The organism is Streptomyces sp. NPDC006610 (genome assembly GCF_040611575.1).
Taxonomy (GTDB): Bacteria; Actinomycetota; Actinomycetes; order Streptomycetales; family Streptomycetaceae; genus Streptomyces.
On record NZ_JBEXOP010000046.1, the window covers coordinates 48,641 to 62,059 of the forward strand.

The following is a 13,419-nucleotide window of genomic DNA, read 5'->3' on the forward strand; positions in this document are numbered from 1 at the left end:
GACGTGTCACGCGAGGGAGTCTAAGCGCTGGGACCCCGCTCGGGACGCCGGATGAGAGAGAGGTCGCACGACGACATGGTGCGCCGCCGACGCCTGATCGGCCCCGCCGGACCGCCACCGGGGCACGCCCTGCGCCCGGAACCCGGCCCTAACCTCGCGCTTCGGGAAGGAGCGGCACGAGGCGGTCCCAGCGGGCGATCTCGCAGCCGTTGGTGCGGTCGAACACGGCCTTCACCGAGCGCCCGGCCCAGGTGCCGGTCACATGGGCGGCGCCCTGTCCGCCGTACTGCATCGTGCACATGGTCCCGTCGGCGACCGGCGCGAAGGGGTCCTTGCCCCACCGGGTCTCCCGCTCCAGCGCCCGGCAGGCTCCCGCCACGTCCGGGTGGTCACCGCCGTCGGGGTGACAGCGCACCTGGTACGTCACCCGGTCCGGCTTTCCGGACAGGCCGAGGAGCGTGACGGTGAGGTGGTCCCCGCCGACCCGCCCGGGAGGCGTGGCGGGGAGGGGGGCGGCGGCCGCGGCGACGGGGGCGGCGGACAGCGAGGCGAGGACGGCGAGAGAGGCGCCGGCACGGAGGATGACCTGGTACATGCCCTGCTTAACGCCCCACGCCCCCGTACGTTGCGCACACCCCCACGGGCGGCGCACCGCCCCCGGAACCCCTTTGCTCTGCGACCCGCCTCCCTAGTACCGTAGGGGACACGATTGGTGACAGCACGCTCGACTGTGTCATCATCTGCACGCACCACTCGCGCTCGCGCGAGCGGCTGTGCTGGAGGCGTCGCCTAGTCCGGTCTATGGCGCCGCACTGCTAATGCGGTTTGGGCCTTAAAGCCCATCGAGGGTTCAAATCCCTCCGCCTCCGCACCATCACCGAAGCCCCGGTCCCCAGGACCGGGGCTTCGGTCGTTTGTACGTTTCCGCAGGTCACAAGGGGTGGACCCAATGGATTTCACATGACGGCGGCAGTCATGTAATGTTCTTCCTGTCGCCGCGACGGGCCGGAAGGAACGAAGCGGGGAGAACAAATCAAGACAAGCACTCGTAGCTTAACGGATAGAGCATCTGACTACGGATCAGAAGGTTGCAGGTTCGAATCCTGCCGAGTGCACACAGGTGAGAGGCCCCGGAGAGATCCGGGGCCTCTCACGTTTCGGGAACATGCGGCAACGCGGTCGACGGCCGAGGCCGATCGGCCCGGATCAGTGCGCCGATCTGACGGAGGCCGGTCGGCCCGGGTCACGCGTGGCGCCGACTGCGCTCGCGGGATTCGGGCAGGCTCGGACAGCATGAGGCCGTGATCGCTTATGCGGCGAGCTCGTGGGGCACCGCCTGCCCGCCCTGGAACCCCCGCCCCGCCGCAGCGACAATCGCCCCGTGAGAATCGTCCCCGCCCGGCCCGCCGACCTCCCCCTCCTGCTGGCGTTCCGGGAGGAAGCCGCGGGCTGGCTGGCCCGCATCGGGTCGGATCAGTGGCAGCGGCCCTACCCGGCCGAGCGGCTGCTGGGCGCCGTCGAGGCGGGTGACGTCTTCCTCGTTCTCGACGGCGGGACGGCGGCCGCGACGATCACCGTGTCCGCGGACGGTCCCACCGGGCTGTGGGCGGAATCCGAGCTGGACGAACCCTCCCTCTACGTCAGCAAGTTGGCCGTCGCGCGCACGCACGCCGGACGGAACGTGGGCGGTCGGCTGCTGGACTGGGCCGGGGACCGCGCATACCGGTCCGGGGCCAAGTGGCTGCGCCTGGACGCCTGGACGACCAACACGTCCCTCCAGTCCTACTACCTGCGGCACGGCTTCGCGCACGTCCGCACCGTGCGGGAGGGGCGGGCGGTCAGTGGTGGGCCGCGGGTGTCGGGGTGGCTGGCCCAGCGGGCCGCGCGGCCCGCCGCCACCGCCGATCACGGGTTCACCGTCGACCCGTAGATACGGCTCCAGTCGTACGGGAGTCCTGCGGGACGACCCGTAGAACTCCCGTACGGCTCAGCCCCGCACCGCGTCGCCCTGCGCCGGCACCACGCCCGTGCGGCGCGGGGTCATCCCGTCCGCGAGCCACTGCAGGTCCTCGTACAGGCGGGGCTCGCCGCGTTCCGTGCGCTGGGTCTCCACCCAGGGGCGGTAGTGGCTCCACACGGCGATGACGAGGCCGCCCCACGCCTGGTCGATGACGGCCCGGTCGAAGGCGTCGGTGCGGGCGCCGACGCCCAGGTAGTTGAAGGTGGTGAGGTAGGACGTGATCAGCTTCACCGCCGGGCGGTCGCCCGACCTCGCCCGGGCGATCAGCTCGGAGACGGCCGCCTCGTCCCGTTCGTCCGGGATCCCCTCGTCGTACAGCACCTTGCGGCGGTCCATGATCGCCGTGAGGTACTCCATCGTGGCCTGCTTGCGGCGCCGGTCGTGGTCCTGCGCCGTGCTGCGGGACAGCATCCGCAGCTGCCACGCCAGCCCGCCGAAGGCGATCACGCTGACGAACAGGGCGCCGGAGGAGACGATCAGGGACCACCGCTCGTAGGACGTCACGGCCGGATACCTTACGGAGGCCGGTGACGTCCGGGCCAGCAGGCGTACGGGCCAGCAGGCGTACGGACTAGAGGACCGACGGACTTGTACGGACCGTACGGCCCCCCGCGGCCCTCAACGCCTTCCCCGACCGCCTCCGCACGGCAGGTGGCGGCGACGGTCGGGGAACGGCCCGGACTGTGGGCTCAGATGCGGGTGACGTCCAGCTCGCCCTCCGCGTACTGCCGGCGCAGCACCTTCTTGTCGAACTTGCCCACGCTGGTCTTCGGAACCGACTCGATGGCCGTCCAGCGCTCCGGCAGCTGCCACTTGGCGATCTTGCCCTCCTCGGCGAGGAAGGTGCGCAGCGTCTCGAAGTCGGCGGTGGCGCCCTCCTTGAGGACGACCGTGGCCAGCGGGCGCTCGCCCCACTTGTCGTCGGGGACGGCGACGACGGCTGCCTCGGCGACCTCCGGGTGGGCCATGAGGGCGTTCTCCAGCTCCACCGAGGAGATCCACTCGCCGCCGGACTTGATGACGTCCTTGGCGCGGTCGGTGAGGGTGAGGTATCCGTCGGGGCTGATGGTGCCGACGTCGCCGGTCTTCAGCCAGCCGTCCTGGCTGAACTTGTCGGCGGGACGCAGCGGTTCGGCGTCGGGACCGTTGTAATAGGCGCCGGCGATCCACGGGCCGCGGACCTCCAGCTCGCCGGCGGACTCGCCGTCCCAGGGGAGGCGTTCGCCGCCGGGCCCGGTGAGGCGGCCCTCCACGCCGGCCGGGAAACGGCCCTGGGTGAGGCGGTAGCCGAACTCCTCGTCCGTGCCCACCGCGTGGGCCGGCGGACGGGCGACCGTACCGAGCGGGGACGTCTCCGTCATGCCCCAGGCGTGGCAGACCCGCATGCCGAGCTCGTCGAAGGCCTCCATCAGGGACGGCGGACAGGCGGAGCCGCCGATGGTCACCTGCGTGAGGCAGGAGACGTCACGGGGCTTGGCGGTCAGCTCGGTGAGCAGGCCCTGCCAGATGGTGGGGACGGCCGCGGCGTGCGTCGGTCTGATCGTCTCGATCATCTCGGCGAGGGGCGCCGGCTGGAGGAAGCGGTCCGGCATCAGCATGTTCACGCCGGTCATGAAGGTGGCGTGCGGCAGGCCCCAGGCGTTGACGTGGAACTGCGGCACCACGACCAGCGACGTGTCCTCGTCGGTCAGGCCCATCGACTGGGCCATGTTGACCTGCATCGAGTGCAGGTAGACCGAACGGTGGCTGTACACCACGCCCTTGGGCTCGCCGGTGGTGCCGGAGGTGTAGCACATGGAGGCGGCCTGGCGCTCGTCCAGTTCCGGCCAGTCGTACGCGGTGGGCTTGCCGGCGATCAGGTCCTCGTACTCGTGCACGCGCACGGAGGCGGCGGCGAGCGCCGAGCGGTCGCCCGGGCCGGAGACGACGACGTGCTCGACCGTCTTGAGGTGCGGCAGCAGCGGGGCGAGCAGCGGCAGCAGCGAGCCGTTGGCGATCACGACCTTGTCGGCGGCGTGGTTGACGATCCAGGCGAGCTGCTCGGGGGGCAGCCGGAGGTTGAGGGTGTGCAGGACCGCGCCCATGGAGGGGATCGCGAAGTAGGCCTCGACGTGCTCGGCGTTGTTCCACATCAGGGTGGCCACGCGGTCGTCGGACGCGACTCCGAGGTCGTCGTGCAGGGCGTGGGCCAGCTGGGCGGCGCGGGCGCCGATCTCGGCGAAGGATCGGCGGTGCGGCTGGTCCTCGCCCGTCCAGGTGGTCACCTGCGATGTGCCGTGGATCGTCGACCCATGGGTGAGGATCCTCGAAATCAGCAGCGGTACGTCCTGCATGGTGCTCAGCACGGCGTCCTCCCGGGGCGACATTGCCTACGCGGCGGTAACGTTTGCGCTGATTCTGCGCACGTACCGCTCGGTATGTCACTAGATCCGGGCGATCCATCACGTGCTGTTTCACATATTGACGGTCGGTGACGGTGTGCGTGGGGTGGGCGGGACGGTGGGGGCCTGAAGGCGAGCGGGGTGGCGGGCGTGACGGCTTGGGGGGTGGCGCCTGCGTGACGGGTTGGGGGGTGGCGCGTGTGACAGCTTGGGGGGCGCGTGCGTGACGGCACGCGGGAGGGACGGCGGATGGCGCGCGGGAGGGGGGCGGGCGTGACGGCGCGCGGGAGGAAAGTGGGCGTGACGGCTGCATGAGGGACGGCGGGAGGGACGGCCGCTGACCGCCGGACGCTATCGGGCGAGCCCGAGTTCGGGGTCCTCGCGGAGCTTGCCGAGGGCCCGGGACACCGCCGACTTGACCGTGCCGACGGAGACGCCGAGCACCTCGGCCGTCTGGGCCTCGCTGAGGTCCTCGTAGTACCTGAGAACGACCATCGCCCGCTGGCGGTCGGGCAGCCGCATGATCGCCCGCCACATCGCGTCGCGCAGCGCCTGGAGTTCGGCCGGGTCGTTGCCGCCGCCGGGCGCCGGCTCGGGCTCGGGCAGTTCGTCGCAGGCGAACTCGTCGACCCGGCGCTTGCGCCACTGCGAGGTGCGGGTGTTCACCAGCGCGCGGCGCACATAGCCGTCGAGGGCACGGTGGTCCTCGATGCGCTCCCAGGCGACGTACGTCTTGGTCAGCGCCGTCTGCAGCAGGTCCTCGGCGTCGGAGGGGTTCGCGGTGAGGGAACGCGCGGTGCGCAGGAGGACGGGCTGGCGGGCTCTGACGTAGGAGGCGAAGGAGGGGTAGGGCAAGGAGGAGGGGTGCGAGTGCGGCCCCTGGGTGGCCGCCGGGCGCGGCGTGTACGGCGCCGTCCGCCTCGCCGACGTCACGGCGTGAGCGGCGTTCGAGGCGCTGGTGCAGACGGGTGTGGTCATGGCTCAACGCTAGGTTCGACCGGCCGTCGCGCGGATCGCCCAAAGGTGCCGAAGGCGAATCCCCCTCTGGTTGTAGGGGCGGGGCCGACTGCACCTCCTGGAGGTGGACTGGGGGAGGAGGGCGGGTGGGGGTTTACCCCTGCGGGTTACGGCGGTGGGGAGCGGGGGCGTCACCCGGGGCGGGGTCGGCGGCATCGCAGGACGGGACGCTGTGGGCCGCTGCAGGCCGCCGCGGACGTGGCTGGCCCGGCGGGGTCCGGAAACACCGCGCGGCGGTACCGGAGTACCGCCGCGCAGCTGACCTTGTTCCACCCACAGAGGCCCCCCGGCCTTGGTTCCCTTTCCGTCCCCCTCGGGCCTGTCCCCCTCCCCCCTCGGGCCTGTCTCCCTTGGGCCCACCCCGCCCCTCGGACCATCCCCCCCTTGGGCCCACCCCCCTAGGGCCATCCCCCCTCGGGCTACCCCTCCCTCGGGCCCACCCCCCGGCCACTCCTCCCCCCACCACCGATCACCACCACAGTGGCGTGAATTCGACGGCCGCGTTGTCGTTGCCCTGACTGACCGGCGTGAACGCGGAATCGCCGAACTGGGCGGTGTTGCTCTGGTTCGAGGCGCCGGGGCCGACCGTCACCTGCTGGGTGGCGGACGCGTTGCCGTCGTACGCGAAGGCGAAGTCGTCCGCCGCCGCGACGCCGGTGAAGAGCACGGCGGCGAGCGGCAGGGCGGCGAGGCCTGCGGCGACGCGGGCGGTACGGGTGCTTGCCATACGAGTTCCTCCAGCATGAAGTAGGGCTTTCACCTGGCCAGTTGGAGCACTGCCCCGGCGTACTGATCACGACGTCGCGAGACCAGAGTTGCCCACCGATTCCGTAACGAACCGTCCCGGAACCTCTCTTTCGCTCTCAAGCGTGAGAAGAAGCCGATAAACCCCGTTCAGGAGCGAACTCCGGCGCCCACGAGGGGGTCACCTGCACCCTCTTCCCTTCTTCGAACATGGGTACGAAAATGGCGTCATGGCCACCACCGACCGGCAGGCCACGACGCTGGCCCTCGCCCACGCGCTCTCGGCCGCCGAACGCGGCCTCGCCGTCATCCCCCTGTCCCGGACGAAACTCCCGGCGCTGCGCTCCCCCCACCGCCACGACCCCGTCGGCCTGCCGCCCTGCCACGGCGAGTGCGGCCGCTTCGGTCACGGGGTGTACGACGCCTCGACCGACCCGCGCCGCATCCGGGAACTGTTCGCCGCGGCCCCCTGGGCCACCGGCTACGGCATCGCCTGCGGCCTGCCGCCGCACCACTTGATCGGCATCGACCTGGACACCAAGTCGGGTACGGACTCCTCGGCAGCGCTGCGCGAACTGGCGTTACGGCATCTGTTCACGATCCCCGCGACCGTGGTGATCGTGACACCGAGCGGCGGCCGCCACCTCTGGCTGACCGGCCCACCGGACGCGGCCGTCCCCAACTCGGCCGGCCGGCTCGCGCCCGGCATCGACGTACGGGGCGCCGGCGGCTACCTGGTCGGTCCCGGCTCCCGCACCGAGCACGGCGTCTACGGGACCGCCCCCGGCACCGCCCACCTCCCGCCGGCCGCCTGCCCACCGGCACTGCTCCGGCTGCTGCTGCCGCCGCCTCGCACAACACCGGGAAGGGGAACGGACCGACTCCCGAAACGCGGGGACGGCCACGGCCTGATCCAGTTCGTCCTCGCGGCCCACGAGGGGCAGCGCAACACCCGCCTGTTCTGGGCGGCATGCCGCGCCTACGAGTACGGCCCGGACCCCGACCTGATCATTTCCTTGATCGAGGCGGCGAGAGCAACGGGCCTCACCGAGCGGGAGGCCCGGGCGACGGTGGCCTCGGCGGCACGACTGACGGGCCGTCGGCGTTGATCTCCTGAGCGGCGGCACCGGTCGTCGACAGCCTTGGCACGCAGGCTGCCCGTGTCCCTTACCCGACACGTCGACGGCCCCCTGACCACCAAATGCACTGGTCAGGGGGCCGTCGACCTATGCGGTGGGTGTGGGATTTGAACCCACGGTGGCTTGCGCCACGACGGTTTTCAAGACCGTTCCCTTAGGCCGCTCGGGCAACCCACCTCGCCCCCGGCCCACCAGGGGTGGGGCGGCTACAGCCTACCGGCCTTCGACGGCGGGCAGCGGTGTGGTCCGTGCGACGAGGGCGGCGGGCCGCCAAGCGTCGGCCCTCAGCGGTCGCAGCCCCCCGCCCGCCTCGTGCTCAGTGCGATGTCGTCCAGGCGGACGTCGTACGACGTCGGCGTCGGGTCGGCCTGGTAGAGCTGCCAGCCCAGCCTGAGCGTGTCGAAGGACGGGAAGACGAAGGGGTCGGCGGTGCCGCCGTGGTCGTGGGTCGAGACGGTCAGGTCGGGGCGGGGCCGGCCGTCGAAGTAGACCGTGACGCGGTTGTCGCGGGCGTCCAGGTGGAACTCCGCGCAGATCCATTTCCCGGCCTCGGCCGGCGCGGAGGTCTGCCAGGACGTCCAGTCGCCGGTGGGGCCGAGGTCGGAGCCGACGCCCCAGAAATTGCCCTGCTCAGTGGGGGCGTACTGGCCGCCGAGCGGTCGGACCAGCGTCGGCGAACCGGTGCCGGATGCCTCGGCGAGCGTCCAGTGCGCCCAGTCGGGGGCCGTCGGGAAGGCTTCCACGCGCAGCCGCATCCGCACCCAGAAGCTGTTGCCGGGCGGGGCGAGGTCGGGGAAGACGAGGAAGGCCTTGCCGTTGCCCTGCGTGCGGATGCGCAACTCGCGGTCGCCGCGGCCGTCCGTGCCCCGGGTGACGGTCAGCGAGCCGTTCGCCGTGTCCGCCGTCCACGCCCGGCCCTCGTCGACCGGGCCGAGCGGCAGGCGGTTGAAGTCCTCGCGGGCGAGCCACGGGCCTCCGGGGCCGGGGGCCGCGGAGGCGGTCGGGGGTGTCGTGATCAGCACGGCGGTCACGGTGGCCAGCGCGACGGCGGCCTTCCTCAGAAGTCCCATGCGCACAGGGTGGCGACGCCGGTCACATCCGCCCAGCAGCTTTGCGCCAACGCGTGGGAGCGCTCCCAAAGTTGGCCGGAAACCGGTGCTCGTCTCACCGCCCCGGGCCCGGCAGCGGGTGCATAGGATCACCGGCATGGCACTGCGTCCCGCTCACGTGAACATCAAGGCCCTCGACGCCCCGGCGATCGGCCGGTTCTGGGCGGAGGCGCTCGGCTGGAGCGCCTACAGCTCCGGCGTGACCACCTACGTCGGACCGGGCGGCGGCCTCGTGTGGCCGGACCCGGTCGTCCTCGGCATCGACGTCGTTCCCGTACCGGAGCGCAAGACGGCGGCGAAGAACCGGGTCCATCTGGATCTCGCCACCGCCTCCGAGTCCCATCGGGCGGAGTTGGTCGCACGGCTGAAGGCGCTCGGCGCCACGCCCGTCGACGTCGGTCAGGGCGAGGACGTCCCGTGGACCGTCCTCGCCGATCCCGAGGGCAACGAGTTCTGTGTGCTGGAGCCCCGGGACGTGCACCGGGACACCGGGCCCGTCGCCGTGGTGCTGGTCGACTGCGCCGATCCCCGGGCCATGGCCCGCTTCTGGGAACAGGCGATCGACTGGACCCTGCTCGAGGTGACCGACGAGCACGCCGTGCTGCGCTCCGAGGAAGGCGTCGGCCCGTATCTGGAGTTCCTGCGCACTCCGGACGCCGGCGCGACGACCGTGTCGGACCGGGTCCATCTCGACCTGCTTCCCCGCCCCGGTGACGACAAGGAGGCGGAGGTCGCCCGGCTCCGCGCCCTCGGCGCCACCGACCTCGACCTCGGCCAGGGCGGCGACGTCCCGTGGACCTGCCTGGCCGACCCGGAGGGCAACGCGTTCTGCGTGCTCGGCCCGCACTGAGCAACACGGAGCATCGGCGAGGAGACCGAACGGGACGGGGAGAACGGGGAGACCGGGGAGAACCAGGAAGGCGGCTGGTCCCTTCCCCCCCCTCGACCTACGAGGGGGGGAAGGGACCAGCCGATGAGCAGCCGTTCTCAACCGGCCGGTCGGCCGGTCGGCAGGTCGCCCGGCCGGCCGGCCGCACCGTCAGCGCTTGCCGAGCAGGGTGCGCCAGGTCTGCGGGCCGACGACGCCGTCGACCTGAAGGCCGTTGTTCCGCTGGAAGGCGGTCACCGCCGACTTCGTCTTCGCGCCGAACGCGCCGTCCACCGAGAGGCCGTAGCCGTAGACGTTCAGCTGGGTCTGCACCGCCTTCACCGCGCGGCCCGACGACCCGTACTGCACCGTCCTGATCAGCTTGGACCAGGTGTTCGGGCCGATGACGCCGTCGGCCGCCAGGGACTGGGACCGCTGGAACTGGATCACCGCGGAGCGGGTCTTGGGGCCGAAGGCGCCGTCGGCGTCGAGCGCGTAGCCCCGCGAGCTGAGCAGGTGCTGGGCGGCCCGCACGTCCGCGCCCTGGGAGCCGCTCTTGAGGATCGGCCAGGAGACGCTCGGCGCCGGGACCTGGCCGCCACCGCCGCCGCCGCCGGTGCCGCCGCCCAGCTTGACCGGGCGGAACGGGTCGTAGTTGTCGCTGCCGATGCCGTAGCTGAGCTTGCGGTAGGTGGTGCCGTAGGTGCCGCGCTGTTCGTAGGCCCAGTAGGAGGTGTGCGCCGTGTTGGCCCACTTCTCGAAGATCACCACGTGGCGGAAGTCGCCGTCGGTGGTGCTGTAGTCGATCAGCAGGTCGCCCTTCCTGAGCTGGCCGGCGCTGCTGAGCCGCGCGGTGACGCCGTTGCGCGGATCGGCCAGCCCGACGGTGTTGAGGCCGGGCTTGCCCAGGCCGAGCGCCATGGAGACGTAGCCGGAGCAGTCCTGGCGGTAACCGTCCTTCCAGACGCGTTCCATGCTGTACGGGACCGGGCGGCCGTTGTTCGCCGTGAGCCAGGTGCGGGCCCGGTTGATCATCGTGTCGGGCGACATCGTGGCGGTGGCCATGGTCGTCAGCCCGTCGAGCTGGGTGACGAGCTTGCTGCCGGCTTCGGGCTCGGGTCCGTACGCCGTCCTCTTCTGGGCGGCGACCGGCGCCGGCTCCGAGGCGCCGCCGTCGCCGAGCGACGGTACGACGGCGATGGCTGCGGCGGCACCTCCGGCGGCGACGCCGATGAGCGTGATCTGCGCGCGGCGGGTGAGCCGGTTGCGAAGAGACATGATTCCCCCGTGTTCCTTTTCCTCGTGTCGTGGCCCGCCGGTGTGAACAGGCTTGCCAACGGCTGACGTTGCAGGTGTTCGTCAGGTGGCGTGCGAGGTTCCCGACGAGTCGTCACGATGGCAAGATCCGGCGCCCCCCGCCCAGCGATGTGGGGAAGCCGCACCAGTCGGTGACGTGACCCCGACAATGTTCGGGGTGTGCGACCGCTTTTGTGACAGCCGCCCGCGGTCCGCCCGTAGTGCGCCTACGGCCGCCCGTATCCCCCGGCCATGCGCGAACGCCCTCCCCACCCCTTTCCAGCCGCGCATTCCCGCCCCCCTCTGAGGCCGACGGCCGGCCCTCCCACCCTTATCGATCTTGCGAAAGTTTCGCATCACCCTCTCGCGCTTCGCGATCACTGCTATCAACGCCCTTCCGGTTGCTTCGATGCGGACTACCCCACACATCAACTGAGCTGCATGGACGTCGTCTTCGCGATCTCTCCGCTCCGTCGAACCTTTCGAAAGTCGTGCCGAAACCGTTGACACGCCGTCACGGCTCGCCACACTGGTCGCCATTGGCAGATCTCGCCACTCCCGCTCGGACCGCCACCGCGGTCCGGCAGCTCCGGACGTCGCGCGCACGGCGTCCGGCATGCCTCAACCGCTCCGCAGCTGCACCCGCTTCGCGACGTCGCACGACGCCGCGCACTCCCCGCACCTCACGGCGTACAAGTACCAGGAGGAAGCACGTACATGAACGCGCTCGTCCGCACGGGAGGCCGCCGAAGCCGCGGCCTCACAGGGCTGATAAGAACCGTCTGCACCGTCGCGCTGGCCTTCGTGGTCGCGCTGACGCTGCCCGGCTCCGCCAGTGCCGGAACCGTCGTCTCGACCAACCAGACCGGCACCAACAACGGGTACTACTACTCGTTCTGGACCGACAGCCAGGGCACCGTCTCCATGGACATGGGCGCCGGCGGTCAGTACAGCACCCAGTGGCGCAACACCGGCAACTTCGTGGCCGGCAAGGGCTGGGCCACCGGCAGCCGCCGGGCGGTGACGTACTCGGGCACCTTCAACCCGTCCGGCAACGCGTACCTGACGCTGTACGGCTGGTCCACCAACCCGCTCGTCGAGTACTACATCGTCGACAACTGGGGCACCTACCGGCCCACCGGCACCTTCAAGGGCACCGTCACCACCGACGGCGGCACCTACGACATCTACCAGACCACCCGGTACAACGCCCCCTCCATCGAGGGCACCAAGACGTTCAACCAGTACTGGAGCGTCCGGCAGTCGAAGCGCACCGGCGGCACCATCACCACGGGCAACCACTTCGACGCCTGGGCCCGGGCGGGCATGCAGCTCGGCACCATGAACTACATGATCATGGCGACCGAGGGCTACCAGAGCAGCGGCAGCTCCAACATCACGGTCGGCGGCACCGGTTCGGGTGACGGCGGCGGCGGTGGCGGCACCGGCGGCTGCACCGCGACCCTCTCCGCGGGCCAGCAGTGGAGCGACCGCTACAACCTCAACGTCTCGGTCAGCGGCTCCAGCAACTGGACCGTGACGATGAACGTGCCGTCCCCCGCGAAGGTGCTCTCCACCTGGAACGCGGCCGTCACCTATCCGAGCAGCCAGCAGGTGGTCGCCAAGCCCAACGGCAGCGGCAACACCTTCGGCCTCACCATCCAGCACAACGGCAACCACACCTGGCCGAGCGTCTCCTGTTCCGCGTCCTGACCCCGGGCCGCTGAGCCCACCGGAGCGGTCGAGGGGCGGTGGCCCCTCGACCGCTCCCGTCCCCCAGGAGGACCACCCATGCGCAAGAACCCGCGGACGACTCTCCGTTCGCTGCTCGTCAGACTCGCCGTCCTGGCCACGGCCGCCGCCGGCACGCTCACCGTCACCTCCGCGCCGGCCCAGGCCGCGCCCTGCAACGGATACGTCGCCCTCACCTTCGACGACGGCCCGTCCAGCACCACGAACACCCTGCTCAACACCCTGCGGCAGAACGGCCTGCGGGCGACCATGTTCAACCAGGGCCAGTACGCCGCCGCCAACCCCTCGCTGGTCAAGGCACAGGTCGACGCCGGGATGTGGGTCGCCAACCACAGCTACACCCACCCGCACCTGACCCAGCTGAGCCAGGCGCAGATCGACTCCGAGATCTCCCGCACCCAGCAGGCCATCGCCAACGCCGGCGGCGGGACGCCCAAGCTGTTCCGTCCGCCGTACGGCGAGACCAACGCGACGGTGAAGTCCGTCGCCGCCAAGTACGGCCTCACGGAGATCATCTGGGACGTCGACTCGCAGGACTGGAACGGCGCGAGCACCGACCAGATCGTGCAGGCCGCGTCCCGGCTGGGCAACGGCCAGGTCATGCTCATGCACGACTGGTCCACCAACTCGATCAACGCCCTGCCGCGGATCGCCCAGAACCTGGCCTCCCGCGGGCTGTGCGCCGGCATGATCTCGCCGTCCACCGGCCGTGCCGTCGCCCCCGACGGCTCCGGCGGCGGGGGCGGTGGCGGCACCGGCAGCTGCACCGCCACGCTGTCGGCCGGTCAGAGCTGGACCGACCGCTACAACCTCAACGTCACGGTCAGCGGATCCAGCAACTGGACCGTCACCATGAACGTCCCGTCCCCGGCCCGTGTCCTGTCCACCTGGAACGCGAGCGTCACCTACCCCAGCACCCAGACCCTCGTCGCCAAGCCGAACGGCAGCGGGAACACCTTCGGCGTCACCATCCAGCACAACGGCAACCGCACCTGGCCGACCGTCAGTTGCAGCACCGCCTGATCCGCTTCGGCACCGGCCGACGACCGGGCCCCGCCCCGCCCGCGCCGGCGGGGGGGCGGGCGGGGGGGCC

General features: G+C 71.2%; 12 protein-coding genes and 3 tRNA genes. 7 read left to right on the plus strand and 8 right to left on the minus strand.

Annotated elements, in window-relative coordinates; genetic code table 11:
* Positions 1-148: 148 nt before the first annotated feature.
* On the minus strand, positions 149-595 hold the full coding sequence (locus tag ABZY13_RS28870; protein WP_356635856.1) for an SSI family serine proteinase inhibitor: 447 nt from the start codon (positions 593-595) through the stop codon (positions 149-151).
* A 183-nt stretch (positions 596-778) separates the two neighbouring features.
* Between ABZY13_RS28870 and ABZY13_RS28875 the strand changes: the two genes are divergently transcribed.
* The 3 genes from ABZY13_RS28875 (at position 779) to ABZY13_RS28885 (ending at position 1,930) form a co-directional block, all read left to right on the plus strand.
* A tRNA-Ser gene (locus ABZY13_RS28875) sits at positions 779-869 on the plus strand.
* 173 nt (positions 870-1,042) lie between these two features.
* A tRNA-Arg gene (locus ABZY13_RS28880) sits at positions 1,043-1,115 on the plus strand.
* Between the two features lie 266 nt (positions 1,116-1,381).
* On the plus strand, positions 1,382-1,930 hold the full coding sequence (locus ABZY13_RS28885) for a GNAT family N-acetyltransferase (RefSeq protein WP_356635858.1): 549 nt from the start codon (positions 1,382-1,384) through the stop codon (positions 1,928-1,930).
* Positions 1,931-1,987: 57 nt separating this feature from the next.
* On the opposite strand, the gene ABZY13_RS28890 is transcribed toward ABZY13_RS28885, so the two are convergent.
* From ABZY13_RS28890 to ABZY13_RS28905, 4 genes are all read right to left on the minus strand, one after another.
* Positions 1,988-2,524 (minus strand): DUF4760 domain-containing protein, encoded by a 537-nt coding sequence (locus ABZY13_RS28890; RefSeq protein ID WP_356635860.1) that lies wholly within the window; start codon positions 2,522-2,524, stop codon positions 1,988-1,990.
* Between the two features lie 185 nt (positions 2,525-2,709).
* The gene (locus ABZY13_RS28895; protein WP_356635862.1) at positions 2,710-4,386 is read right to left on the minus strand and encodes a long-chain fatty acid--CoA ligase; all 1,677 of its coding nucleotides are present in this window, start codon (positions 4,384-4,386) and stop codon (positions 2,710-2,712) included.
* Between the two features lie 366 nt (positions 4,387-4,752).
* Entirely contained in the window at positions 4,753-5,379 is a 627-nt protein-coding gene (locus ABZY13_RS28900; RefSeq protein ID WP_356635864.1) for a SigE family RNA polymerase sigma factor, read from the minus strand.
* Between the two features lie 508 nt (positions 5,380-5,887).
* Positions 5,888-6,145, minus strand: coding sequence for a hypothetical protein (locus tag ABZY13_RS28905; RefSeq protein ID WP_356635866.1), 258 nt, complete (start codon positions 6,143-6,145; stop codon positions 5,888-5,890).
* Positions 6,146-6,392: 247 nt separating this feature from the next.
* Here ABZY13_RS28905 and ABZY13_RS28910 point away from each other — a divergent pair, with 247 nt between their 5' ends.
* Complete coding sequence (locus ABZY13_RS28910; RefSeq protein WP_356635868.1) at positions 6,393-7,271, plus strand: bifunctional DNA primase/polymerase; 879 nt, start codon at positions 6,393-6,395, stop codon at positions 7,269-7,271.
* Positions 7,272-7,393: 122 nt separating this feature from the next.
* Here the strand turns inward: ABZY13_RS28910 and ABZY13_RS28915 are convergent.
* Positions 7,394-7,478: transfer RNA gene (locus tag ABZY13_RS28915), tRNA-Ser, on the minus strand.
* Between the two features lie 107 nt (positions 7,479-7,585).
* Complete coding sequence (locus ABZY13_RS28920) at positions 7,586-8,371, minus strand: hypothetical protein (protein WP_356635870.1); 786 nt, start codon at positions 8,369-8,371, stop codon at positions 7,586-7,588.
* A gap of 136 nt (positions 8,372-8,507) precedes the next feature.
* On the opposite strand from ABZY13_RS28920, the gene ABZY13_RS28925 reads away from it, so the two are divergent.
* Positions 8,508-9,260 (plus strand): VOC family protein, encoded by a 753-nt coding sequence (locus ABZY13_RS28925; protein ID WP_356635872.1) that lies wholly within the window; start codon positions 8,508-8,510, stop codon positions 9,258-9,260.
* Between the two features lie 189 nt (positions 9,261-9,449).
* Here the strand turns inward: ABZY13_RS28925 and ABZY13_RS28930 are convergent, their stop codons facing one another.
* Complete coding sequence (locus tag ABZY13_RS28930; protein ID WP_356635874.1) at positions 9,450-10,556, minus strand: peptidoglycan-binding protein; 1,107 nt, start codon at positions 10,554-10,556, stop codon at positions 9,450-9,452.
* 735 nt (positions 10,557-11,291) lie between these two features.
* On the opposite strand from ABZY13_RS28930, the gene ABZY13_RS28935 reads away from it, so the two are divergent.
* The gene (locus ABZY13_RS28935) at positions 11,292-12,287 is read left to right on the plus strand and encodes a glycoside hydrolase family 11 protein (RefSeq protein ID WP_356635876.1); all 996 of its coding nucleotides are present in this window, start codon (positions 11,292-11,294) and stop codon (positions 12,285-12,287) included.
* Between the two features lie 78 nt (positions 12,288-12,365).
* Positions 12,366-13,349 carry a polysaccharide deacetylase family protein gene (locus ABZY13_RS28940; protein ID WP_356635878.1) on the plus strand — a complete coding sequence of 328 codons (984 nt, stop codon included), beginning with the start codon at positions 12,366-12,368 and terminating at the stop codon, positions 13,347-13,349.
* Positions 13,350-13,419 lie beyond the last annotated feature (70 nt).

What these genes read in the sequence shown, in the direction of transcription:
- ABZY13_RS28930 (WP_356635874.1), bottom strand. Translation starts at nt 10,556, where the DNA reads ATGTCTCTTCGCAACCGGCTCACCCGCCGCGCGCAGATCACGCTCATC.
- ABZY13_RS28905 (WP_356635866.1), bottom strand. Translation starts at nt 6,145, where the DNA reads ATGGCAAGCACCCGTACCGCCCGCGTCGCCGCAGGCCTCGCCGCCCTG.
- ABZY13_RS28920 (WP_356635870.1), bottom strand. Translation starts at nt 8,371, where the DNA reads ATGGGACTTCTGAGGAAGGCCGCCGTCGCGCTGGCCACCGTGACCGCC.
- ABZY13_RS28935 (WP_356635876.1), top strand. Translation starts at nt 11,292, where the DNA reads ATGAACGCGCTCGTCCGCACGGGAGGCCGCCGAAGCCGCGGCCTCACA.
- ABZY13_RS28895 (WP_356635862.1), bottom strand. Translation starts at nt 4,386, where the DNA reads ATGTCGCCCCGGGAGGACGCCGTGCTGAGCACCATGCAGGACGTACCG.
- ABZY13_RS28925 (WP_356635872.1), top strand. Translation starts at nt 8,508, where the DNA reads ATGGCACTGCGTCCCGCTCACGTGAACATCAAGGCCCTCGACGCCCCG.
- ABZY13_RS28870 (WP_356635856.1), bottom strand. Translation starts at nt 595, where the DNA reads ATGTACCAGGTCATCCTCCGTGCCGGCGCCTCTCTCGCCGTCCTCGCC.
- ABZY13_RS28940 (WP_356635878.1), top strand. Translation starts at nt 12,366, where the DNA reads ATGCGCAAGAACCCGCGGACGACTCTCCGTTCGCTGCTCGTCAGACTC.
- ABZY13_RS28900 (WP_356635864.1), bottom strand. Translation starts at nt 5,379, where the DNA reads ATGACCACACCCGTCTGCACCAGCGCCTCGAACGCCGCTCACGCCGTG.
- ABZY13_RS28910 (WP_356635868.1), top strand. Translation starts at nt 6,393, where the DNA reads ATGGCCACCACCGACCGGCAGGCCACGACGCTGGCCCTCGCCCACGCG.